This window comes from Streptomyces diastatochromogenes (assembly GCF_002242805.1).
Taxonomy (GTDB): Bacteria; Actinomycetota; Actinomycetes; order Streptomycetales; family Streptomycetaceae; genus Streptomyces; species Streptomyces diastatochromogenes.
On sequence record NZ_MCGQ01000046.1, the window covers coordinates 42,209 to 65,293 of the forward strand.

The 23,085-nt window shown below is 70.8% G+C and carries 19 protein-coding genes; 14 read left to right on the forward strand and 5 right to left on the reverse strand.

Annotation, left to right across the window (positions count from 1 at the left end; all coding sequences use genetic code 11):
• The first annotated feature begins 191 nt into the window (after window positions 1-191).
• The 3 genes from BEK98_RS48245 to BEK98_RS39565 all read left to right on the forward strand — a co-directional run bounded on the left by BEK98_RS48245 (window position 192) and on the right by BEK98_RS39565 (window position 1,552).
• Window positions 192-365, forward strand: coding sequence for a hypothetical protein (locus BEK98_RS48245; RefSeq protein WP_107407368.1), 174 nt, complete (start codon window positions 192-194; stop codon window positions 363-365).
• A 63-nt stretch (window positions 366-428) separates the two neighbouring features.
• Window positions 429-935, forward strand: a complete 507-nt coding sequence (locus tag BEK98_RS39560) for a GNAT family N-acetyltransferase (RefSeq protein WP_094221615.1) — start codon at window positions 429-431, stop codon at window positions 933-935.
• Window positions 932-1,552, forward strand: a complete 621-nt coding sequence (locus tag BEK98_RS39565) for a DNA topoisomerase IV subunit B family protein (RefSeq protein WP_244202186.1) — start codon at window positions 932-934, stop codon at window positions 1,550-1,552. Before BEK98_RS39560 ends, BEK98_RS39565 begins: the two co-directional genes overlap by 4 nt.
• On the opposite strand, the gene BEK98_RS39570 is transcribed toward BEK98_RS39565, so the two are convergent.
• A complete protein-coding gene (locus tag BEK98_RS39570) occupies window positions 1,543-2,895 on the reverse strand; it encodes an amidase (protein ID WP_094221616.1) in 1,353 nt (450 codons plus the stop codon). The two genes, BEK98_RS39565 and BEK98_RS39570, sit on opposite strands and share 10 nt — an antisense overlap.
• 211 nt (window positions 2,896-3,106) lie before the next feature.
• Between BEK98_RS39570 and BEK98_RS39575 the strand changes: the two genes are divergently transcribed.
• Window positions 3,107-5,467, forward strand: coding sequence for an alpha-L-fucosidase (locus BEK98_RS39575; protein WP_094221617.1), 2,361 nt, complete (start codon window positions 3,107-3,109; stop codon window positions 5,465-5,467).
• Here the strand turns inward: BEK98_RS39575 and BEK98_RS39580 are convergent.
• Complete coding sequence (locus BEK98_RS39580) at window positions 5,457-5,891, reverse strand: Lrp/AsnC family transcriptional regulator (RefSeq protein WP_094221618.1); 435 nt, start codon at window positions 5,889-5,891, stop codon at window positions 5,457-5,459. The genes BEK98_RS39575 and BEK98_RS39580 overlap by 11 nt on opposite strands.
• Before the next feature lie 97 nt (window positions 5,892-5,988).
• On the opposite strand from BEK98_RS39580, the gene BEK98_RS39585 reads away from it, so the two are divergent.
• Window positions 5,989-6,915 carry an SMP-30/gluconolactonase/LRE family protein gene (locus tag BEK98_RS39585; protein WP_094221619.1) on the forward strand — a complete coding sequence of 309 codons (927 nt, stop codon included), beginning with the start codon at window positions 5,989-5,991 and terminating at the stop codon, window positions 6,913-6,915.
• On the opposite strand, the gene BEK98_RS39590 is transcribed toward BEK98_RS39585, so the two are convergent.
• Window positions 6,902-7,960: a M12 family metallopeptidase gene (locus tag BEK98_RS39590; protein ID WP_094221620.1), complete on the reverse strand. Its 1,059-nt coding sequence runs from the start codon at window positions 7,958-7,960 to the stop codon at window positions 6,902-6,904. The two genes, BEK98_RS39585 and BEK98_RS39590, sit on opposite strands and share 14 nt — an antisense overlap.
• A gap of 242 nt (window positions 7,961-8,202) precedes the next feature.
• A complete protein-coding gene (locus tag BEK98_RS39595; RefSeq protein WP_094221621.1) occupies window positions 8,203-9,249 on the reverse strand; it encodes a LacI family DNA-binding transcriptional regulator in 1,047 nt (348 codons plus the stop codon).
• A 277-nt stretch (window positions 9,250-9,526) separates the two neighbouring features.
• Here BEK98_RS39595 and BEK98_RS39600 point away from each other — a divergent pair, with 277 nt between their 5' ends.
• The 7 genes from BEK98_RS39600 to BEK98_RS39630 all read left to right on the forward strand — a co-directional run bounded on the left by BEK98_RS39600 (window position 9,527) and on the right by BEK98_RS39630 (window position 19,645).
• A complete protein-coding gene (locus BEK98_RS39600; protein ID WP_094221622.1) occupies window positions 9,527-10,816 on the forward strand; it encodes an ABC transporter substrate-binding protein in 1,290 nt (429 codons plus the stop codon).
• A gap of 5 nt (window positions 10,817-10,821) precedes the next feature.
• On the forward strand, window positions 10,822-11,709 hold the full coding sequence (locus BEK98_RS39605) for a carbohydrate ABC transporter permease (protein ID WP_094221623.1): 888 nt from the start codon (window positions 10,822-10,824) through the stop codon (window positions 11,707-11,709).
• The gene (locus BEK98_RS39610; protein ID WP_094221624.1) at window positions 11,706-12,608 is read left to right on the forward strand and encodes a carbohydrate ABC transporter permease; all 903 of its coding nucleotides are present in this window, start codon (window positions 11,706-11,708) and stop codon (window positions 12,606-12,608) included. Before BEK98_RS39605 ends, BEK98_RS39610 begins: the two co-directional genes overlap by 4 nt.
• A 36-nt stretch (window positions 12,609-12,644) precedes the next feature.
• On the forward strand, window positions 12,645-13,901 hold the full coding sequence (locus BEK98_RS39615) for a glycoside hydrolase 5 family protein (protein WP_094221625.1): 1,257 nt from the start codon (window positions 12,645-12,647) through the stop codon (window positions 13,899-13,901).
• Window positions 13,898-15,901 carry an endo-beta-N-acetylglucosaminidase gene (locus tag BEK98_RS39620; RefSeq protein ID WP_094221626.1) on the forward strand — a complete coding sequence of 668 codons (2,004 nt, stop codon included), beginning with the start codon at window positions 13,898-13,900 and terminating at the stop codon, window positions 15,899-15,901. The genes BEK98_RS39615 and BEK98_RS39620 overlap by 4 nt, the downstream gene beginning before the upstream one ends.
• 30 nt (window positions 15,902-15,931) lie before the next feature.
• Entirely contained in the window at window positions 15,932-18,952 is a 3,021-nt protein-coding gene (locus tag BEK98_RS39625) for an alpha-mannosidase (RefSeq protein ID WP_094221627.1), read from the forward strand.
• Window positions 18,953-19,123: 171 nt separating this feature from the next.
• Complete coding sequence (locus BEK98_RS39630; protein WP_143684221.1) at window positions 19,124-19,645, forward strand: hypothetical protein; 522 nt, start codon at window positions 19,124-19,126, stop codon at window positions 19,643-19,645.
• Here the strand turns inward: BEK98_RS39630 and BEK98_RS39635 are convergent.
• Window positions 19,642-20,340, reverse strand: coding sequence for a FadR/GntR family transcriptional regulator (locus tag BEK98_RS39635; protein WP_094221656.1), 699 nt, complete (start codon window positions 20,338-20,340; stop codon window positions 19,642-19,644). The genes BEK98_RS39630 and BEK98_RS39635 overlap by 4 nt on opposite strands.
• A 173-nt stretch (window positions 20,341-20,513) precedes the next feature.
• Between BEK98_RS39635 and BEK98_RS39640 the strand changes: the two genes are divergently transcribed.
• Both BEK98_RS39640 and BEK98_RS39645 read left to right on the forward strand, forming a co-directional pair.
• Complete coding sequence (locus BEK98_RS39640; RefSeq protein WP_094221629.1) at window positions 20,514-21,587, forward strand: sugar ABC transporter substrate-binding protein; 1,074 nt, start codon at window positions 20,514-20,516, stop codon at window positions 21,585-21,587.
• Window positions 21,584-23,077, forward strand: a complete 1,494-nt coding sequence (locus BEK98_RS39645; protein WP_094221630.1) for a sugar ABC transporter ATP-binding protein — start codon at window positions 21,584-21,586, stop codon at window positions 23,075-23,077. Before BEK98_RS39640 ends, BEK98_RS39645 begins: the two co-directional genes overlap by 4 nt.
• The last annotated feature ends 8 nt before the right edge of the window (window positions 23,078-23,085 follow it).

Consider the following 23,085-nt stretch of genomic DNA (forward strand, 5'->3'; position numbering starts at 1 on the left):
GAGCGGACCTCCGCTCATTTGGTTAATCTGGAGGGCATGGACAGCAGTACGGGGTCCCACCCACACCCCACGTCCGAACCGGCGCCACCGCGTCCGACTGGCCTTGTATCCAGACCCGAGCGGGCGACGAGTGCCGGAGCGCAGGCTGTCCGGCAGGCCCCGAGGGTGACCCGACACATAAGGAGTGCGCGGTGACACCGGAGAAGACGAATCGCGACGAACGCCCCAAGGAACGCACGGAGCGCGGCCGCCGGCGGCCCGGAGAACTGGGCAGCCTCGACGTGTGGGCCCGCTCCGCCCCGATCCGCCTCGCGGGTTACGAGGACGACCTCGCCGAACCCCACATCCTGCCCAGCGTCGACTGACCCTCCGGGGCCGGACCGCCGCGATCGCCGCAGACATGGGCGTGACCTGCCAGACTCACGCCCATGCTGATCAGAGAAGCCGCGGCCGAGGACTGGCAGCGGATCTGGCCTTTCTGGCACCGGATCGTCGCCGCCGCGGAGACCTACGCCTGGGACCCCGACACCTCCGAGGAAGCGGCCCGCGCCCTGTGGATGAGCCCGGCCAAGCGCGTCTACGTGGCCGAGGACCCCACCGGCACCGTGGTCGGCTCGGCCTACCTCACCCCGAACTACGCCGGCCCCGCCGCGGGCGTCGCCAACGCGGGCTTCATGGTCGACCCCGATCACACCGGCCAGGGCATCGGCCGAGCCCTCGCCGAGCACATCCTGACCGAGGCGCGGACCCACGGCTACCACGCGATGGTCTTCAACGCCGTGGTGGAGACGAACCCCGCGGTCATCCTGTGGCAGTCCCTCGGCTTCACCGTCCTCGCCACGATCCCGCGGGCGTACGACCATCCCCGCCACGGCAGGGTGGGGCTGCACATCATGTACAAGGCGCTCGACCGGCCAGGGGGCGGACGATCGTGACAGGCGAGGAGTACAGCGCCGCCGACATCGAGGTCATCGAGTTCGACGAGCACGTACGGCGGACCCCGGTGATGTACTTCGACCTCCCTCGCGACCACCCCGACCTGGCCACCCGGGTGCTGAGCCGGGTCCTGGCGCACGCCCTCCATCCGGCGACCCGACTCGCCCGGGACCACACCCTGCGGGTCTTCGCGGAGATCCACGGCGACCTCGCCTTCACGGTCACCGACGACATGCCCGACGCCCTGGACGACGGCACGGGCCGACCGCGCCTCGGACACTACGGAGCGCTGCTCGGTCCCGAGCGCTGGACCAGTGCCGCCGCGGCCGCGCTCGGCACGCGGACCGTCGTCGAGGTGTGGCGGGACGGCCACGGCGTCCGGCAGGAACTCGCGGGCATCCGCCCGACGGCGGAACCCCGGAGCTTCGACCCGCCCGCCGGGGCGGGGACAAGGGTCGCCTTCGCCCTCGACCCCGCGTACTTCGCCCCCGGAACGGCGATCACCGCCGACCTCACCGGCCTCGACCTGCACGGCCCGTACTGCGACGAGCCGCCCGGTCCGGGTGGTGTCACCCTCCGGGACCTGCGCGACGGCCGTGAGGTCCGCTACCGCTGATCCGCCAGGGGTGCCGTCCGCCGCCACGGGTGCAGGGTCTCCAGCTGCTCCGCCAGGGCCAGCAGGTTCGCCTCCATGCCCGGGCGGCCCACCAGTTGGACGGCGCAGGGGGCGCCGGAGGGGAGCGTGCCGAAGGGGATCGACATCGCGGGCCAGCCCGTCAGGTTCCAGGGCGGGGTGAAGGGTGAATAGGCGGAGTTGACCACGATGTTGCGCAGCCAGCCCCGCTCGTGCCAGGGGGCGGCCTTGGGGGAGCGGCGGGCGAGGGCCAGGGTGAGCAGGACGTCGTGCTCGGTGAAGAAGGGGGTCAGCCGGGCGCGGAGGCGTTCGCGCTGGTCGCCGGTGCGGACCGAGCGGAGGAAGCGCCGGCCCACGGCCGCGTGCACCCGGGTCCGCCGGGCCAGCCGCGCCGGGTCGAGGCCCTCCGCGTCCACCGCCGTACCCGCCGTCCAGTGCTGGAGCGAGGTGACGCTCAGGGAGAGCGGGTAGGGCGGCTCGGCCCGCCGGACCCGGTGCCCGGCCTTGGCCAGCACCCCGGCCGCCTGCCGGACCGCGGTCGTATACGGCCTGCTCACGCTCACGCCGGCGACCGGGCTGCGCAGGCCGACGGCGATTCTGAGCTGCGTCCGCTCCTCAGGTCGTACGAACTCGGTGTCCGCCAGGACCGACAGCATCAGCCGCAGATCCTCGACCGTCGTGGCCAGCGGACCGTTCTCCGACATCCCGAACCAGTCGCCGTTGCCGATCCCCGCCGGCACCACCCCGTGCCCCGGCTTCAGCGTGACCAGGCCGCAGTTGGCCGCCGGGATGCGCAGCGAGCCCATCCCGTCGTTGCCGAGCGCGAGCGGCACCAGACCCGCCGCCACCGCGGCCGCGCTGCCGCCGGACGAGCCGCCCGCGTTGCGGGAGGTGTCCCACGGATTGCGGGCGGTGCCGTACACGCCCTCCGTCGTGCCGAAGACGCACAGCTCGGGCACGTTCGTCAGACCCACGACCACCGCACCGGCCGCCCGCAACCGGGCCACCGTCACATGGTCCTCGGTGGCCGGGGTGTCCGGGGTTGCGGCCGAGCCGTCGCGGTGGGACTCGCCGCGCACCGCGAGGTTGTCCTTCACCGCCACCGGCACACCGGCGAGCGGCAGTTCGGCCAGATCGGCACGGGCGGCCACCGCGTCCGCCTCCGCGAGCGCCGCCTCGGCCCGCACGGTACGGAACGCCCCGACCCGGCCGTCGAGCCGCTCGATCCGCGCGAGGTGCTCCGCCACCACCTCCCGTGGCGTGACCTCCTTCGCGCGTACGGCGGCGGCGATCTCGGCGGCGGTCCGGCCGGCCCAGCTGCTCACGGGCGCTCCTCGGCTACTCGTCGGTATCAATCAGGGTGCGTACGGAGAACTGTGCACGGTCGGGCGCGGCACGTCGAGGGGTCGATGTCCGCCATCGGAATGGTCATCCGATCAATGGGTCAAGTCGCAGCATCCGCAAGCCCGTTGACATGCCCGCAGCCCCAGCACAATCATCAGACATCCGATGAATCGAAGTGTATGGGAGCCGCTCATGAGCACGTATCCCAGACGTCGAATCCTGGGCGCGGCGGCCGGCGCGACCGCCGCGGCCGCCCTTCCGCTCACCACGGCCACACCCGCACGGGCCGCCACACCCGCACGGGCCGCCGCGCGCCAGGGGCCGTGGGCCGCCGTCCCCGACCCCGTGCCCGTCCCACTGGACGCCCTCTACGACAACGACGGCATCGACACCGCCTCCGCGCGCGGAGGCGACTTCGACGGCTCCGGCTACACCTTCCCCGGGGAGGAACTGCCCGCCGGCCGTGTCGAGGTCGACGGCGTGCCCTTCCTCTTCCCGGCCGCGACCACCGGCGCCCGCAACAACGTCGTCGCCCTCGGTCAGCGCCTCGACCTCCCCGAGGGCCACTATCTGTCGGCCTTCTTCCTCACCGCCGCCAGCTACGGCAACGCCTCCGGCAGGGCCACCGTCCACTACGCCGACGGCACGACCAGCACCGCCGGCCTCGGCGGCTCCGACTGGTACGCGGCGGGCGGCCCGCTGTCCGCGCCGTACCGTCACCGGCCCGACGGCGGCAGGGACGAGCACAGCGTGGGCATCGGAGTCGCGGAGGTGTGGCTCGACCCGCGCCGGGAGGCGGTCGCCGTCACCCTCCCCGTCACCAACCCGGCCGAGGCGAACAAGACCTCCCTGCACGTCTTCGCCCTCACCCTGCAACCGGTGGCCACCGGACGGGCGCTGACCCTGCGCGGCCCGCACTCCACGCCCTCCCTGCTCGAACCGTCCGGCGCGCAGAGCGTGGAGGCCACCGTCGTCAACGCGGGCACCGTCGCCGTCCTGGCCCCGGACGGTGTGTCGGTGACGGTCGACGTCCCGGGCGCCCGCACGGTCCAGCCCGCCCGCATCCGCCGCCTCGACCCAGGTGAGCAGGCCCGCGTCCGCATCGGCATCCGCAACCGCCCGGGCACACCGCCGGGCACCCGCCGGGACGGCACGGTGACGGTCACCGGCCGAGGCGCCCGGGCGGCCGCGGGCAGCACGGCACTGACCCTCGGCACCGCCGACTACGCACCCACCGGCACCTCCCTCTCCGCCCACCAGGCGCCGTACTGGTTCCAGGAGGCCAAGTTCGGCATCTTCATCCACTGGGGCGTCTACTCGGTGCCCGCCTGGTCGCCGGTCGGCAAGCAGTACGCGGAGTGGTACTGGAACCACATGCAGGACCCGGCCAACGCGGTGTACGCCTACCACCGGGACACCTACGGCGAGGACTTCGCCTACGACGACTTCATCCCCCGCTTCACCGCCGAGCGGTTCGACCCGCGGGCCTGGGTGGAGCTGTTCCGGGACGCGGGCGCCCAGTACCACGTCCTGACCTCCAAGCACCACGAGGGCTTCGCCCTGTGGGACACCGAGGTCAGCGACCGCAACGCGGTGCGGATGGGCCCGAAGCGGGACCTGGTCAAGGACCTCTTCGAGGCCTCGCGACGCTACGCTCCCGAACTCCACCGAGGCCTGTACTTCTCCATGCCCGAGTGGTTCAACCCGGACAGCCCGTGGATGGGCCACGCCCCGCGCAATCCCTACACCGGCCAACCGGTTCCGTACACCGGCTACACGGCCGGCAAGGACTACGTCCACGACTACCAGGCACCGCAGCTGCTCGAACTGATCCACGGCTACGACCCCGAGATCATCTGGTGCGACATCGGCGGCGCGAACGACAGCCTCCACGTCCTCGCCGAGTACTTCAACCACGCCAAGAGCCGCGCCCGCCCGATCGACGTCACCGTCAACAACCGTTCGGGCATCGACTTCCACGACTTCACGACCCCCGAGTACACGACGTACGACAACACGGTCGTCGCCAAGTGGGAGTCCAGCCGGGGCCTCGACCCCTTCAGCTACGGCTACAACCGGGCGACGCCCGACACCGCCTACATGACCGCCGAGGAGGTCGTGCACAGCCTCGTCGACATCGTCTCGAAGAACGGCAACTTCCTGCTCGACATCGGCCCGCGCGCCGACGGCACGATCCCGGAGATCATGCAGACCCGGCTGCGCGAGACGGGCGACTGGCTGAGGGTGAACGGGGAGGCGGTGTACGACACCACGTACTGGTCACGGATGGCCCAGCTCGGGGACGACCTGCGCTTCACGGTCCGGCCGGACCAGGCGTTCTACATCCACTCCCTGGTGCGGCCCGGCGCGAAGCTGACCGTGCCGGCGCCGGTGCCCGTACGGGCCGGGGACAAGGTGACCATGCTCGGTCACGACCGCCCCCTGACCTGGACCGTCACGGGCGGCTCCCTGGTCGTCGACGTACCGGAGGCGGCGCGGAAGGCGGGCCGGTACGTATGGGTGTTCAAGGTGGAGTGGCAGGTCACAGGGTGACAGGGCGCTCGAAGAAGGTCTCCAGCACCACGGTGGCCTGAGTGCCGCTGACTCCGTCGATCGCGTATATACGGCGCAGGACGTCCTGGAGCTGCTGTGTCGTCGAGGTCCTGACCTTGACCAGGGCCGAGGCGCTGCCCGCGATGACGTGCGCCTCCTGGATCTCCGGAATGGCGGAGAACCGGTCGCCGGAGTCACCCACCCACCGCGTCGACTCCACCATGACGAAGGCCAGCACGCCCTGTCCGACCGCCGCGGGATCGACCTCGACGGTCGTCCGGCGGATGACGCCCCGCTCACGCAGCTTGCGCACGCGTTCATGGGTCGCCCCCGCGGACAGCCCGACGGCCTCCCCGAGCGCCGCGTAGGGCCGCGACGCGTCCTGCTGGAGGAGGACGAGCAACTGCCGATCGATGTCGTCCACCGTATCTCCTTCGATGAATTGCTTGATCTACCGAATCTCATTCTGCATAGTATGGGTCTGGTAGATCAACATTCGGATCGACGGTGAGGGTGACGGCATGCCCGGCGAGCGACCGCAGTTGTACGAGATCCTCGATGACCGGTTCCGTACGGGCGGGTGCACCGCGGGCGACTCGAAACTGGAGACCCTCTTCGAGGGCTGCCGCTGGGCCGAGGGTCCCGTCTACGTCCCGGCCGGGCGGTACCTGGTGTGGAGCGACATCCCCAACGACCGCCTGCTGCGCTGGGACGAGACCACCGGGACGGTCGGCGTCTTCCGCTCACCCGCCGGCCACCCCAACGGCAACACCCTGGACAACGAGGGCCGCCTCGTCACCTGCGAGCAGGGCAACCGGCGGGTCACCCGCACCGAGCACGACGGCTCGATCACCGTGATCGCCGAGCACTTCCAGGGCAAGAGGCTCAACAGCCCGAACGACGCCGCCGTGCGGTCCGACGGCTCGGTCTGGTTCTCCGATCCCGACTTCGGGATCACCAGCGACTACGAGGGGCACCGCGCGGAGAGCGAGATCGGCGCCTGCAACGTGTACCGCGTGGACCCGGGCACCGGCGAGGTACGGCTGGTCGCCGACGGCTTCCGCGGCCCCAACGGCCTCGTCTTCTCGCCGGACGAGCGCCGGCTGTACGTCTCGGACAGCAGGGCCAACCACATCCGCGTCTTCGACGTCCAGGACGACGGCACCCTCACCGGGGGCGAGGTCTTCGCCGCGTGCCGGACCGGCAACTTCGACAACATCCGCTTCGACGACGCGGGGCGGCTCTGGGCCGCCGCCATGGACGGCGGCGTGCACTGCTACGACCCGGACGGCACACTGCTCGGCCGCCTGCTCGTCCCCGACGTCGTCGCCAACATCCGCTTCGGCGGCGCCAGGCGGAACCGCCTGTTCATCGCCGCCGACACCGCGCTCTACTCCCTCGTCATGTCGGTCACCGGAACGCCGGCGCTGCCGCTCACCAGTACATGAGCGCGATCGAGCCGCTGCCCCAGGTGGAGTACAGGCGGGCCCGGGCCACATAGCTGTGGTCCTTGGCGAGTTTGACCGTGAGGCGTCCGTTGCGGTCCTGGCCGCTGTCGTCGTCGGCGGTGACGAACTGAAGTTCGCCGTCGACGCGCTCGAACAGGGCCAGGACGACATCGCTGTCGCCGAACGTGCCGACCTGGTAGCTCCGGGTCTCCGGCGGAACGATCTCGAAGTCGGCCTGGTCCCCGGTGGCGAGCTGCAGCGGGGTCGACTGGAACGCTTCGAGCCGGGCCGGCTTGGCGGCGAGCGGCGGGTACCACTGCAGGACCCGCTCCTTGTCCGTCGCGGACAGGCCCAGGGTCTCGGGGATGCCGTTGCGGTAGGCCTCCGGGCGCACGATCAGTCCGGGTCCGAAGCTGTACTCCATGATGGAGCTGACATCCCAGTCGGAGCCTGTGACCTCGTCCTTCGACAGCTTGCGCAGGATGTTTTCGAACGTGACCTCGTGGGGCCAGTTGTTGGGCGGTCCGCCGAGGTCCTCGTAGACCTTCGCCTCGTTCCACTGGATGCCCGCGAACGGGTTCTGGTGCTCGTGGGCGAAGCCGATCGCGTGCCCGGTCTCGTGCAGCGCGGTGGCCTTGCCGTACCGGGTGGTCAGGTCCCAGCCGAAGGTCATGGTCGCTTCGTTCGTGCCGATGAGCAGATTGTCCCGGCCGACGTACGACGCGGAGCCGTCGCGCTCCCGGAAGGCGATGCGGATCTCGGACTCGGTGGGATCGGTCACTTCCTTGAAGTCCAGCCCGATCCCCAGGTCCTTCCAGGCCCGGAAGGCGTGCCGGACCTCCTCCAGCTGCTCCGGGCCTCCGATGTCGCCGCCCTGGTCGAGGAAGGCGTAGTGCAGGACCGTGCCGTTGACCCACTTGGCGCGGACCAGCAGGATCGCCCTCGACCGGCCCGGACTGAGGTCCGGGGGCAACGCGGGCTGGGTCTGCGGTGGTTGGGCGCAGTAGCGGGGCGTGGTCGTCCCGCTCTCGGACAGCGCGCTCATGACGGCTCCCCTTCGGATGCGTGTCTGTCACCGCGAGGGCGAACAGGCACCGAGCCGTCGGCCGGCGGTCGGGCGAAGAAGGAGGTCGGCGGCGGCATTCCGATCGCCACCACGGTGTTGCGGTTCCTGAGGAAATGCCCGACCTGGATAACTCCAGCATCTTTCCGAACGGGACGTTCCGCAAGTGTCGAATAGTTAGATACCGCAGGAAACCGGGCGGTTGAACAGTGAAGCACTGCCTCTCATGCCGGCCGCGCACTCCCCGTACTGCCCCGCCCCGTGAGCCGCGGCACCGGCACCCCCACCGCCCGTGCCGGCTCCCCGTCCAGCAATGCCATCAGCTCGCGTGCCGCCGTGCGGCCGAACTCGGCGCTGTCGCGGGACAGGGCGGACAGCCGGGGCGTGACCATGCGGCACAGCGCCGAGTCCTCCCAGGACACGACCGACACGTCCTGCGGGACCCGGAAGCCGAGGTCGGCCGCCGTCGCGAGGCCGGCCACGGCCATCACGTCGTTGTCGTAGATCAGCGCGGTCGGGGCAGGGGAGCCGCCGAGCACCCGGCGGGTCACGGCGGCGCCCTCCGTGTCGGAGTAGTCGGTGGTCACCGAGCGGACCTCCGTGAGGCCGCGGCGCCGCGCCTCCGCCCGCAGCGTGGCGATACGACGCTGGGTGTGCGCCAGGCCGGGCAGGCCCGCGATGTGCACGATCCGGCGATGGCCGAGGGCGGCCAGTTCGTCCACCACGGACGCCATCGCGCCGGCGTCGTCCGCCCACACCGTGGACAGGCCGGGGTGACGCACGTCGGGTGCGCCGCCGATCACCACGGCGGGCAGGCCGAGTTCGTCCAGCAGGTCGGGGCGCGGGTCCTCGGCACGCGGGTCGACCACCAGGACGCCGTCCACCCGGTGCTCCGCCCACCAGCGCCGGTAGACCGCGCACTCGTCGGCCACGTCCTCGGCCACCTGGAAGAGCAGGCCCAGGTGACGCTCGGCGAGCACCTCCTGGATGCCGGAGACGAGTTGGAGGAAGAAGGAGTCGACGCCCAGCGTGTCCGCGGGGCGGGCCAGGACGAAGCCGACCGTGGCCACTCCTTCGCCGGAGAGGGCACGGGCCGCCGTGCTGGGGCGCCAGCCGAGCTGCTCGGCGACCCGGCGGACCCGGGCGCGGGTGGCCTCGGAGACGCCGGGACGGCCGTTCAGGGCGAAGGAGACCGCGCTCTCGGAGACTCCGGCGCGGCGCGCGATGTCCTTCATCGTCGGTCGGCGCGCGGGTGATCGCTTCTCCGGCAACGCGGGCTCCCCCTTCCGTACGGTTCGGTACCGGCCAACTGCTAATGCGCTTGAGTGCACTTACCCTAAAGCGCATTAGTGATCGGCGGCAATAGGTTCAACGCACCGCTGTGAGCAGGGGTTTTGAGTCACTAATGACTTTAGCTGGGTCGAATCCATTGACTCCTCACACAAACGCTGGGCACAGTCTGGCCCGGCACCTTCGGCCACATCCCACTGCGTCCCGCCGCATCTCGCCGCATCCCTCTGTATCCCCCTGCAAAGGAGCCCAGCCGCCGTGCGTATCTCCCGCAGAACCTTCGCCGCCGCTGCCGTCGCCCTCGTCCTGCCGCTGAGCGCGTGCGGCTCGGGCGGTGACGACGGCGGCTCGACCGACGCCTCGGGCAAGGTCGAGGGCGACATCACCTTCCAGACCTGGAACCTGCGCGCCAACTTCAAGCCGTACTTCGAGGGCCTGATCGCGGACTTCGAGAAGAAGTACCCCGGCACCCGGGTGAAGTGGATCGACCAGCCCGCCGAGGGCTACGCCGACAAGATCAGCGCCGACGCGGCCGGCGGCACCCTGCCCGACGTCGTCAACGTCTCCCCGGACCTGGTCGCCCCGCTCGCCGAGGCGGGCCTCGCCCTCGACCTCGACAAGGCTGCGGGCAAGTACAAGTCCGAGTACCTGGACGGGGCTTGGGCCAGCCATCAGGTGCCGGGCCTGAGCGGCACGTACGCCTTCCCGTGGTACCTGAACACCGGCCCGCTCTTCTACAACAAGTCCCTGTTCGAGAAGGCCGGACTCGACCCCAGCACACCGCCGAAGACGTACGACGAACTCTTCGCCGACGCACTGCGGCTGGCGAAGAAGAGCGACGGAAAGGTCGCCACGCTCGCCAACGTGCCCACCATCGAGGACTTCGGCCGGTACGGCGTCCAGCTGATGAACAAGGAGGGCACCGGGTTCGGCTTCAACGACGCCAAGGGGGTCGAACTCCTCTCCAAATACAAGGAGTTGTACGACGCCAAGGCCCTCGACCCGCAGGCCCTGACCGCCACCCCGGAGTCCTCCGGCAAGAAGTTCCTCACCGAGGCCGTCGCCATGAACCCCGGCAGCGCACTCGACCTCGGCAACTTCAAGAAGCAGGCGCCGAACCTGTACAAGAACATCGGGATCACCGACCAGATCACCAGCACCGGGCACGTCAACATGTACGTGATGGGCGTGATGGTCAACTCCCGCACCAAGCACACCCCGGCCGCGGTCGCCTTCGCGCACTTCGTCACCGACGCGCGGAACCAGATGTCCTTCGCCAAGAAGGTCGCCATCTTTCCCAGCACCGCCGGCTCCCTCGACGACCCGTACTTCACCAAGGAGGACGGCACCGACGAGACGCGCGTGCGCATCGCCGCCGCCCAGTCCCTGAAGAACGCGGTCAACTACACGCCGGTGCTGTTCAGCGAGCAGATGAAGACCGCGCTGCGCAACGAGGTCGCCAAGGCCCTGCAGGGCAAGGAGAGCCCCAAGACGGCTCTTGACAACGCTGTCAAGGCCTGCGACCAGCTCCTGAAGCAGCAGGGCTGACGCGAATGGCCGGCGTGTCGCGCGTGCGGCGCCAACTTCCCACCAGCCCCTGGCTGTTCGCCGCCCCGGGGCTGATCGTCATCGGCGCCTTCGTGCTGTACCCGTTCGTGTCGACCGTGGTGAACTCCTTCACCGACCGCCGCACCCTGATCCCGGGCCGCTTCGTCGGACTCGCCAACTTCCGCGAGCTGCTCCACGACGACATGTTCTGGACCGGCCTGCGCAACAGCACGCTGTACATCGTCGGGGTCGTACCGGCCCTGGTGATCCTGCCGCTGCTGCTCGCGCTGCTGGTGCAGAAGAACATCCCCGGCATCACCTTCTTCCGGTCCGCCTTCTACACCCCGGTCGTCGCCTCCATCGTGGTCGTCGGGCTGATCTGGGTGTGGCTGCTGGACGAACGCGGCCTGGTCAACTCCCTGCTGGAGGCGGTGGGGATCGGGCGGGTCGGCTTCCTCAGCGACCAGTGGCTGCTCCTGCTGAGCGCCATGGCCGTGACGGTGTGGAAAGGCCTCGGCTACTACATGATCATCTATCTGGCCGCGCTGGCGAACGTACCGCGCGAGCTGCACGAGGCCGCCGCCGTGGACGGCGCAGGTCCGGTCCGCCGCTTCCTCACGGTCACCGTGCCCGCCGTGCGCTCCACCATGGTGCTGGTCGCCGCGCTCTCCTCGGTCGCCGCGTTCAAGGTCTTCTCCGAGGTGTACCTGATGGCCGGCCCGAGCGGCGGCCCGGCCGGCGAGGACACCACCCTCGTCATGCTCGTCCAGCGCACCGGCACCGGCCTGACCGGCCGCGTCGGCTACGCCTCCGCCCTCTCCGTCGTCGTGTTCGTCGTCACCGTCGTACTGATGCTGCTCGTCCTGCGCGCCGACCGGAGGGAGGAGACATGAGCGTCCTGGAGAAGGTGCGGCCCCGGCAGGAGCCCGTGGTCCGCGAACTCCGCGTCACCGACGAACACGGCCGCCGCATCCGGGTATGGGAGTTGGTCCTGCGCTATGCGCTGCTGCTCGCCGTCCTCGCCCTCACCGTCGGCCCCTTCCTCTGGCAGCTGTCCACATCCCTCAAGGGCCCCACCGAGGACATCTTCAGCTCGCCGCCGACGTTCCTGCCCAGCCATCCCACCCTGCACAACTACGAGCGGGTCGCGCACACCATCCCGGTCTGGGACTACGCCCTGAACTCGCTGAAGGTCGCGAGCGCGAGCGTCGTCACCAACTGCGTGGGCTCCGCACTCGCCGGGTACGCCCTGGCCCGGCTGCGCTACCGCGGCCGGGGCGTGGCCACGCTGGTCTTCGTGCTGGCGATGCTCGTGCCCGTGGAGGGCATCATCATCGCCCAGTTCACGACCATGCGGGAACTCGGCCTCAACAACACGCTGATCGGGGTCGTGCTGCCCGGCTCGATCGGCGCGATGAACGTGCTGCTGATGCGCAACGCCTTCCGCAACCTGCCCTACGAGATCGAGGAGGCCGCCTACGTCGACGGCGCCACCGTGTGGCAGCGGTTCTGGCGCATCGCGCTGCCGTCGGTGAAGGGCACCCTCGCCGTCGTCGCCATCTTCGCCTTCATGGGCGCCTGGGACGACTTCCTGTGGCCGCTGATCGTGCTCAGCGACCCCGACAAGTTCACCCTGACCATCGGCCTCAACTATCTGCACGGCACCTTCGCCAACGACGAACGCCTGGTCGCCGCCGGCACCGTCATCGCCGTGGCCCCGCTCATCGCCCTCTTCGCCTGCCTCCAGCGGTACTTCTTCCGCGGGGTCGGCGAGGGCGCCGTCAAGGGCTGACACCCGTACCCCGTCCGCAAGGAGCAAGGACACCGCATGCCCCCTGCCGTGCGCTTCGGCGTCAACTACACGCCCAGCGAAGGGTGGTTCCACCACTGGCTCGACTTCGACCTCGACTCCGTACGCGCCGACCTCGACGCGATCGCCGACCTGGGCCTCGACCACATCCGCGTCTTCCCGCTGTGGCCCTACTTCCAGCCGAACCGCACCCTGATCCGCCCGCGCGCCGTGGAGGACCTGGTACGACTGGCCGACGCGGCCGCCGAACGCGGTCTGGACGTCAACGTCGACGGCCTGCAGGGTCACCTGAGCAGCTTCGACTTCCTGCCCGCCTGGACCCGCACCTGGCACCGGCGCAACCTCTTCACCGACCCGGACGTGGTCGACGGCCAGGCCGCCTACCTGCGCACCCTCGCCGCCGCCCTCGCCGACCGGCCCAACTTCATCGGCATGACCATCGGCAACGAGGTCAACCAGTTCGCCGCCGGACCCCACCCCGACCCCGACCGCATCACGGCCGAGGACGCCGAGCACTGGCTCACCCGGCTGCTCGCCGCCTGCACCGAGGGCGCCCCGGACCGGCCGCATCTGCACGCCTCGTACGACGCCGCCTGGTACCAGGACGACCAGCCCTTCACCCCCGGCCACTCGGCCCGCCTCGGCGCCGTCACCGCCGTGCACTCCTGGGTGTTCAACGGCACCGCCCAGCGCCACGGCCGCACCTCCGTACCCGCCGAGCACCACGCCGCCTACCTGGTCGAGCTGAGCAAGGCCTGGGCCGAGGAGCCGCACCGGCCCGTCTGGCTCCAGGAGGTCGGCGCACCCGCACCCCTCGTCCCCGCCGAGCACGCCGCCGCCTTCACCGAGGCGACCGTGCGGAACGTCCTGGACTGCCCCGACCTCTGGGGCATCACCTGGTGGTGCTCGTACGACGTCTCCCGCGAACTCGCCGACTTCCCCGCACTCGAATACGGCCTCGGGCTGTTCACCAACGACCGGCGACCCAAGGACACCGCCGGCGTCCTGGCCGACGCGGCTCGTGCGCACCATGAGCCCCCTTCCGCCCGCGCGACCGCCCTCGTCGTGCCCGCCGACCCGGCCCACCGCTCCCGCTGCGCCCCCGGCGGCCCCGTCTTCGACGCCTTCTTCCGGCTCGTCGCCGACGGCGCCCGCCCGACCACCGTCCTGGACACCCGCGCGCACGACAAGGAACACCTCGCCGCCCGCGCCATCACCGAAGTCGTCACTCCCGACCAGGTACTCCCCATCCCACAAGGAGGCACCCGCTCGTGAACCCCACCAGACGCACCGTCCTCATCGCCGGCGCCGCAGCGGCCCTGCTGCCCACGCCCGCCCTCGCGGTCCCGCGTCCCAAGGCCGCCGCCACCCCGCCGTACGCCTCGTACTGGTACCCGGACTCCTTTCCCTCCGGCAGCCCGGGCGCCGGCATCACCTGGCGCAGCCTGAAGGCCTGGCGTGCGGCCGACGACGCCGACCTCGCCTTCAACGCCGCGTCCGTGCCGCTCGCCGCCCGCTTCACCCCGACCCCGGCCAACACCACCGCGCGCTCGGGGCAGGCCCGGATCCAGTCCCTGGTCTCCTTCGGGCCCACCTCCAGCAACCCCTCCCAGGGATCCGCCACCGCCGACTACTACGCCCTCACCCACTGGGCCTACCTCGACGAACTGGTGTTCTGGGGCGGATCCTCGGGCGAGGGGCTGATCCTGGCGCCGAACGCGCCGATCGTCGACGCGGCCCACCGGCACGGCGTCCCCGTCCTCGGCAACATCTTCCTGCCGCCCACCGCCTACGGCGGTCAGCTCCAGTGGACCCGCGACCTCGTCCAGAAGGACTCGTCCGGGCACTATCCGCTCGCCGCGCAACTCGTCGCGGTGGCGGCCGCGTACGGCTTCGACGGCTGGTTCGTGAACGCCGAGACCGGCGGCGGGAACACCGCGCTCGGCACCGCCATGCTCGGATTCGTGAAGGAGCTGAAGGCGCTCGCGGCGGCCAAGGGGCAGCGGGTGACCTGGTACGACGCGATGACCGTGAACGGGACGGTCAGCTGGCAGGGCGCGCTGAACAGCCAGAACCAGGCCTTCTTCCAGGCCGCCGACGACATGTTCGTCGACTTCCGGTGGAGCGCGGCGACCCTCGCCTCCTCGGGGACCAAGGCGGGGCAACTGGGCCGCAGCCGCTACGAGTTGTGGGCGGGCGTCGACGTCGAGTCGAACGGGTCCGGCTCGTCGGTGAACTGGGACGCGATCGTGCCGACCGGGAAGGCGCACATCACCTCGATCGGCTTCTACCGGCCCGAGTGGACCCGCAACCACCTGCCCGCCGGACAGCGCACCCCGGAGGACTTCCACGCAGCCGACGACCGGTTCTGGAGCGGGCGGTCGCTGGATCCGGCGCGGCCCGACGCCAGTGACCCGTGGCGGGCGCCGGCGGTGTCGGTGGCGGACCGGTCGACGGTGTCGTCGCTGCCGTTCGCGAGCGTGTTCAACACCGGGCACGGGCTGCGGTGGTACGAGGACGGGGCCGTCGCCTCGGACGCGGCCTGGAACCACCTCGGGCTGCAGGACCGGCTGCCGTCGCGGCGGTGGGTCGTGCGGACGGCGGGGCAGCGGCCGGCCGTCTCCTTCGACTTCGCGGACGCCTGGCGGGGCGGGAGCAGTGTGCTCGTCGCTGGTGAACCGGATCAACCAGTGGTGGTGGACCTGTACGCGACGCGGCTGCCTATCGGTGTTGACACGGTTGTCGAGCTGACGCATCGGACCGATGCCGGGAGCGTGAACGTCGAGCTGGCCGTCGCCACCGCCGAGCCGAGCGGCGCCGGTGCGACACCGCCGTACACCTATCTGCCTGTGAACTCGGTCAACAGCTGGCAGACCTCGACCGTACGGCTCAGCGGACTGTCCGGCACGATCCACGCCCTCGGCGTCCGCCTCACCGCATCCGACGGCGGCGCCGTGCGCTGGCGGCTGGGCGGCCTCGCCGTACGCGACACGGCCCCGGCCCCCGCAGCCCCCTCCGACCTGCGCGTCACGGCCGCTTCCGGAGGTGACCTGCGCTTCGCCTGGACCGCCGCGCCCGCCCCCGTGCGCCACTACGAACTCCACCGCGTCCTGCCCGACGGCACCCGCCGCTTCCTCGGCGGTACCTGCCAGCGCGCCTACTTCGTAGCCGGCCTGCAACCCGCACCGGGAGAGACCGCCGCACGATTCGAAGTGCGCTCGGTGGGGGAGCTCTACAACGCCTCGACTCCCGTGACCGTCACCCACACCTGGTAATCACCCGGAACCCAGCAGGGAGCACCCCGCATGCATGACGACCGCAACCTGGTCGAAGCCCGCCTCCGGCGCGTCCTCGACGAACGCATCCGTCCCGCCGTGTACCCCGAGTCCCTGCCGCTCGAGGTCGCGGTCTGGCACGCGCCGGGCGAGCCGGTGCCGGTCGCGGAGGGACTGGCGGCCGAGCCCGAGCCGATCGAGGTGGGCGCCCGGTGGGGTGCTCCGTGGGGCACCAGCTGGTTCCGGGTGACCGGGACCGTGCCCGAGGCCTGGGCGGGCCGGACCGTCGAGGCCCTGCTCGACCTGGGCTTCGACGAGAACATGCCCGGCTTCCAGTGCGAGGGCCTGGTCTACCGGCCCGACGGCACCCCGGTGAAGGGCCTCAACCCGCGCAACCAGTGGGTGCGCATCGGCGCGCCGGTCGCGGGCGGGGAGGAGGTGCGCCTGCACATCGAGGCCGCCTCCAACCCGGTCATCCTCGACTACCACCCCTTCCGGCCCACCCGGCTCGGCGACAAGGCCACCGCCGGGCACGAGCCGCAGTACACGCTCACCCGCATGGACCTCGCCGTCTTCGACGAGACCGTGTGGCAGCTGGTGCTGGACCTGGAGGTGCTGGGCGAGCTGATGGCCGAGCTGCCGGTGGACTCCGCGCGCCGCTGGGACATCCTGCGCGCCGTCGACCGGGCCCTGGACGCCGTCGACCTGCAGGACGTGGGCGGCACGGCGGACCGGGCCCGCGCACAGCTGACCGGTGTCCTGTCCGCACCGGCCGTCCCGTCCGCCCACCGGATCAGCGCGGTCGGGCACGCGCACATCGACTCCGCCTGGCTGTGGCCGCTGCGCGAGACCGTGCGCAAGGTGGCCCGTACGACGTCCAACATGACCGCGCTCATCGAGGACGAGCCGGAGTTCGTCTTCGCCATGTCGCAGGCGCAGCAGTGGGCCTGGGTGAAGGAGCACCGGCCCGAGGTGTGGGCGCGGGTGAAGAAGGCCGTGGCGGAGGGGCGGTTCGTACCGGCGGGCGGGATGTGGGTCGAGTCGGACACCAACATGCCCGGCTCGGAGGCGATGGCCCGACAGTTCGTGCACGGCAAGCGGTTCTTCCTCGACGAGTTCGGCATCGAGAACGAGGAGGCCTGGCTGCCCGACACCTTCGGCTTCGCCGCCGGGCTGCCGCAGATCATCAAGGCCGCCGGCTCCAAGTGGCTGCTGACGCAGAAGATCTCGTGGTCGCAGACCAACAAGTTCCCGCACCACACCTTCCAGTGGGAGGGCATCGACGGCACCCGGATCTTCACCCACTTCCCGCCCGTCGACACCTACAACTGCTCGATGAGGGGCGGCGAAATCGCCCACGCGGCACGGAACTTCAAGGACAAGGGCAAGGCCCGGCACTCGCTCGCGCCCAGCGGCTGGGGCGACGGAGGCGGCGGCACGACCCGCGAGATGGTCGCCAAGGCGGCCCGGCTGCGCGACCTCGAAGGCTCCGCGACCGTCGTCTGGGAGACACCGAGGGCGTTCTTCGAGAAGGCCGAGGCCGAATACCCCGAACCCGCCGTCTGGGTCGGCGAGTTGTACCTCGAACTGCACCGCGCCACCCTCACCAGCCAGGCGAGGACCAAGCAGGGCAACCGCCGCAGCGAACACCTCCTGCGCGAGGCCGAACTCTGGGCGGCCACCGCCGCCGTACGCACCGGATTCCCCTACCCCTACGCGGAGTTGGACCGGATCTGGAAGACGGTCCTGCTGCACCAGTTCCACGACATCCTGCCCGGCTCGTCCATCGCCTGGGTGCACCGGGAGGCCCGGGCGACGTACGAGCGGATCGCCGCCGAGCTGAACGGCGTCATCGAGGCCGCGCAGCGCGCGCTCGCGGGCGAGGGGGAGACGCCCCTGGTGTTCAACGCCGCCCCGCACGCGCGCGCCGGCGTCCCGGCCGGCGGAGCGGCGACACCACGGACACAGGGCGCGACCACGCATGCCCCACGCCCGGAGGGCGGCCACGTCCTGGACAACGGCCTGCTGCGCATCGAGATCGACGCCCGGGGCCTGGTCGTCTCCGCCTACGACATCGAGGCCGACCGCGAGACGATCGCCCCCGGCACCACCGCGAACCTCCTCCAGCTCCACCCCGACTTCCCCAACATGTGGGACGCCTGGGACGTGGACGAGTTCTACCGGAACACGGTCACGGACCTCACGGACACCGACTCGGTGACGGCGGGCGAGGACGGCGACTCGGTACGGGTCGTACGGTCCTTCGGTGCCTCCCGCGTCACCCAGGTGCTGACGCTGCCGGCGGGGGAGCGGCGCCTGGTGCTGGACACGGAGGTCGACTGGCACGAGACGGAGAAGTTCCTGAAGCTGGCCTTCCCGCTCGACCTGCACGCCGAACGGTACGCGTCGGAAACCCAGTTCGGGCACTTCCACCGCCCCACCCACACCAACACCTCCTGGGAGGCGGCCAAGTTCGAGGCCTGCAACCACCGCTTCGTCCATCTCACGGAACCGGACTGGGGTGTCGCCGTCGTCAACGACTCGACGTACGGCCACGACGTGACCCGCACGGTCCGCACCGACGGCGACCGCGGTACGACCACCACGGTGCGGGTCTCCCTCCTGCGCGCCCCGCGCTTCCCCGACCCCGAGACCGACCAGGGAGCCCACCGCTTCCGGCACGCCCTGATCCCCGGCGCCCGGATCGCCGACGCGGTCCGCGAGGGCTGGCGGATCAACCTGCCCGAGCGGCGCACGACCGGTGCCGGCGAGGTCGCCCCGCTGGTCACCACGGACAACGAGGCGGTCGTCCTCACGGCCGTGAAGCTGGCCGACGACGGCAGCGGCGACGTGGTGGTCCGCTTCCACGAGGCCCATGGAGCCCGGGCCCGGGCGATTCTGACCGCCGGATTCCCGTTCACCGACGTCACCGTGACGGACCTGCTGGAACGGCCGGGCGGGGAGGGGGAGCCGCCGGCGAGGGACGGCGAGCGAATCGCCGTACGGCTGCGCCCTTTCGAGCTGATGACCCTGAGGCTGCACAGGCACTGATCACACCGGGGCCATGTCCCGGACGAGGCAGGGGGGCGCGTGGCGAACCGCACGCACAGACATGTCCGGCTGCGCCTGGCGCGGCAACGGGTCACGCCGGACCGGATACGGGCACGGGTTCGGTCGCGGGACGAACCGCGGACCGTGTGGCAGCGGATCCCGTGGGCACACGTGGGGACCGTGATCGGCGCGCTCGCGGCCATCGGGGGCCTCGTCTTCACCGCCGTCGCCACCTACTACAGCGCCGCGGTCTCCGGCGATCAGTTACAGGAGTCCCGGCAGGCCGCCGACCGGGCCGAACGCGCACAGGCCGCGCGCGTCTCGTTCTGGGTCGACACGGAGAGCGGGGACCGGCGATTCCATGTGATGAACAGGTCGCCGGACCCCGTCACGGAGGTCTCCTTCCGCGGAGGCGCGCCGCTGACCGGACCGGTCCTGATGACGTGGGACTCTCTGGCACCCTGCCAGGACTTCGTCATCCCGGTGACCAGTGTCGTCAAACCCGGGGCCCTCATGCCGGGCGACCCCGAGCTGGACTTCCGGGACCGGAACGGCAAGGCGTGGCAGCGAACCGAAGTGGCGCTGAATCCGATCGGGCACGGAGTTCCCCCGGTCGACGGCACGACCTACGTGGCGGGCAAGCACGGCGCCGAGGTTCATGACGCACCTGACTGCGGCGACGACTCCGGCTAGCCGAGCTGCGCCCGCAACCACTCCTCCACCTCTCCCACATGCGCGGCCGCCGCCGCGCGTGCCGCCTCCGGGTCGCGGGCCGCCAGGGCCCGGTGGATGGCGGTGTGTTCGCGGCGGGTGCGGGTGAAGGCGCCCTCCTCCTGGTAGCCGCGCCAGACGCGGGCGCGGAAGGTGCGGGAGGACAGGCCCTCCAGGATGGCCGCCATCGTCTCGTTGCCCGCGGCGGCCGCGATCTCCCGGTGGAAGGCCAGGTCGTGGGCGAGGATCTCCTCGGGGTCGTCGGTGGCGTTCATGGCCGCCAGATGTTTCTCCACTTCGGCGAGCTGGTCGTCGGTGATGCGGGCCGCGGCGAGCGCGGTCGCGGTGGACTCCAGGATCCGGCGCACCTCCAGGAGTTCCACCAGCCGTGGGCCCCGGGACAGGTCCGCGACCACGCCGAAGGTCTCCAGCAGGTCGCCGGCCTCCAGCGCGGTGACGTAGATACCGGAACCGTGCCGGGCCTCCAGGACGCCCAGCACCGTCAGCGCGCGGATCGCCTCGCGCATCGAGCTGCGGGAGATGCCCAGTTGGGCCGCCAGGTCGCGCTCGGTGGGCAGGCGCTGGCCGGGCTCCAGGCGGCCCTCGGCGATCATCGACTTGATCCGCTCGATGGCGCGCTGGGTCACCGTGCCCTTCTGCGGGGCTTCGTCGTCCACGCCGTCCACGCCGTTCCTCCCGTCGCTGGGTGCGTCGCAGTCTAACCAGCGGAGTGGTCGGACCACTATGCATCGAAGAGCGGGAAATTTGGCGCCGGAGGGTGTTCTGGCGCCGGAGTGGTCTGATAAATATCCAGGCATCTGCTCGAACACCCTCGACGAGGAGCCGCGAGATGCCTGTCAGAACAGCGAGGAAGCAGAACAGGTCACGGATCACCGGCGTGGCGGCCCTGGCCGCCTGCGCCTCACTGCTGCTCACCGCGTGCGGCAGCACCAAGGACACCGGCGCCTCCGGTGCCGCGGGCGGGGGCGGCACGGGCAAGGTCGGGGTGATCCTGCCCCTGCTGACCTCGCCGTTCTGGCAGTCGTACAACGACTACGTGCCCAAGATGGCCACGTCCGAGGGCGTCGACGCACTGAAGACGGTCAACTCCAACAGCGACCCCTCGCAGCAGATCACCGACATCAACAACGAGCTGAACCAGGGTGTGAAGGGACTGGTGGTCGCGCCCCTGGACAGCGCCGCCATCCAGGCCGGACTCGACCAGGCCGAACGCAAGGGCGTGCCGGTCGTCGCCGTGGACGTCGCGCCCGACAAGGGCAAGGTCGCCATGGTGGTGCGCGCGGACAACGTTGCCTATGGCGAGAAGGCCTGCGACTACCTCGGGCAGCACGTCAGCAGCGGCAAGGTCGTGCAGATCATGGGCGACCTCGCCTCGGTCAACGGCCGCGACCGCTCCGAGGCCTTCCGGGCCTGCGTGAAGAAGAAGTACCCGAAGCTCAAGGTGCTGGAGATCCCGGCGAAATGGGAGTCCGACACCGCTGCGGCCAAGCTGGACACGCTGCTGAACGCCAACCCCGACCTCAAGGGCATCTACATGCAGGCCGGCGGTGTGTACCTCGCGCCGACGCTGCAGACCCTGAAGTCGAAGAGCATGCTGAAGACGGCCGGCCAGAAGGGCCACATCGTCATCGTCTCCAACGACGGCATCCCGCAGGAGTTCGACGCCATCCGCAAGGGCGAGATCGACGCCACCGTCTCCCAGCCCGCCGACGCCTACGCCCGGTACGGCATGTACTACGTCAAGGCGGCGATGGCGGGGAAGACGTTCAAGCCCGGTCCCACCGACCACGACTCGACCATCGTGAAACTGCCCAGCGGCATCCTGGAGGACCAACTGCCCGCGCCCCTGGTCACCAAGACCAACGTCGACGACCCCAAGCTCTGGGGCAACACGGTCAAATGAGCGCACCTCTCGTTGAAGCCGAGGGCATCGTCAAGCGGTACGGCCCCACGGTCGCCCTCGCCGACGGCCGGCTCACCGTGCTCCCCGGCGAGTCCCACGCCCTCGTCGGCCGCAACGGCGCGGGCAAGTCCACGCTGGTCAACGTCCTCACCGGACTCCAGGCCCCGGACGAGGGCACCGTACGCTTCGACGGCGAACCCGCACCCGCGCTCGCCGACCGGGACGCCTGGCGCCGCAAGGTCGCCTGCGTGTACCAGAAGCCCACGGTCGTACCGGAGTTGACGGTCGCCGAGAACCTGTTCATCAACCGGCAGCCGCTCCAGCGGGGTTTCATCAGCTGGCGTCGGCTCAGGCGTGAAGCCGCCGACCTGCTCGCCACCTGGGACGTGCACGTCGACCCCGAGGTCCGCACCGCCGACCTCAAGGTCGAGGACCGCCAAATGGTGGAGATCGCCCGGGCGTTGAGCTTCGGCGCGCGGTTCATCGTCCTGGACGAGCCGACCGCCCAGCTCGACAACCGGGAGATCGAGCGGCTGTTCAGCCGGATGCGCGCCCTGCAGGACTCCGGGGTCACCTTCCTGTTCATCTCGCACCATCTCCAGGAGGTGTACGAGGTCTGCCAGACGGTGACCGTCCTGCGCGACGCCCGCTGGATCACCACCGCCCCGGTCGCCGAACTGCCCCGCGCGGCCCTGGTGGAGGCCATGGCGGGGGAGACGGTCGCCGAGCAGGCGGCGACCGTGCGGGACACGGTGGCCGACGACGCGCCGGTCGCCCTGGAAGCGCGCGGGCTGTCGTCGGAGTCGTACCGGGACATCGACCTCACCGTCCGCCACGGCGAGGTCGTCGGACTCGCCGGCTCCAGCGGCAGCGGGAAGATCGAGCTGGCCGAGTCCCTCGCCGGACTGCACACCCCGACGAGCGGCACGGCCCGGCTCGACGGCCGCCGACTTCCGTTCGGAGACGTCCAGGCAGCACTCGGGGCCGGTGTCGGCTGCGTGCCCCGGGACCGGCACGAACAGGGCCTCGTGACCGGGATGAGCATCGGCGACAACGCCACCCTGAGCGTCCTCGGCCGCCTGGGCCGCTACGGCTTCGTCGGCACCCAGCGCCGACGCGCCGTCGCCACCGACCTCATCGCACGCCTCGACATCCACGCCGAGGGCCCCGACCAGCCCGTCTCCGACCTCTCCGGCGGCAACGCGCAGAAGGTCGTCATGGCCCGCGCCCTGGCCTCCGACCCCCGGCTGCTCGTCCTGATCAACCCCACCGCGGGCGTCGACGTGAAGTCCAAGGAGTCGCTGCTGGCCCGGATGGACAGCGCCCGCGAGGACGGCACCGCCGTGCTCGTCGTCTCCGACGAACTCGACGACCTGCGGCGCTGCGACCGTGTCCTCGTCCTCTTCCACGGCCGGATCGTCGCGGAGCACCCGGCGGGCTGGCACGACCACGAGCTGATCGCCTCCATCGAAGGAGTGGACCATGGCTGACGGATCGA

Bases quoted from the DNA above. Each gene is read 5' to 3' on its own strand.
- BEK98_RS39560 (WP_094221615.1), top strand. From the start codon at position 429: ATGCTGATCAGAGAAGCCGCGGCCGAGGACTGGCAGCGGATCTGGCCT.
- BEK98_RS39575 (WP_094221617.1), top strand. From the start codon at position 3,107: ATGAGCACGTATCCCAGACGTCGAATCCTGGGCGCGGCGGCCGGCGCG.
- BEK98_RS39585 (WP_094221619.1), top strand. From the start codon at position 5,989: ATGCCCGGCGAGCGACCGCAGTTGTACGAGATCCTCGATGACCGGTTC.
- BEK98_RS39590 (WP_094221620.1), bottom strand. From the start codon at position 7,960: ATGAGCGCGCTGTCCGAGAGCGGGACGACCACGCCCCGCTACTGCGCC.
- BEK98_RS39605 (WP_094221623.1), top strand. From the start codon at position 10,822: ATGGCCGGCGTGTCGCGCGTGCGGCGCCAACTTCCCACCAGCCCCTGG.
- BEK98_RS39610 (WP_094221624.1), top strand. From the start codon at position 11,706: ATGAGCGTCCTGGAGAAGGTGCGGCCCCGGCAGGAGCCCGTGGTCCGC.
- BEK98_RS39615 (WP_094221625.1), top strand. From the start codon at position 12,645: ATGCCCCCTGCCGTGCGCTTCGGCGTCAACTACACGCCCAGCGAAGGG.
- BEK98_RS39625 (WP_094221627.1), top strand. From the start codon at position 15,932: ATGCATGACGACCGCAACCTGGTCGAAGCCCGCCTCCGGCGCGTCCTC.
- BEK98_RS39640 (WP_094221629.1), top strand. From the start codon at position 20,514: ATGCCTGTCAGAACAGCGAGGAAGCAGAACAGGTCACGGATCACCGGC.
- BEK98_RS39645 (WP_094221630.1), top strand. From the start codon at position 21,584: ATGAGCGCACCTCTCGTTGAAGCCGAGGGCATCGTCAAGCGGTACGGC.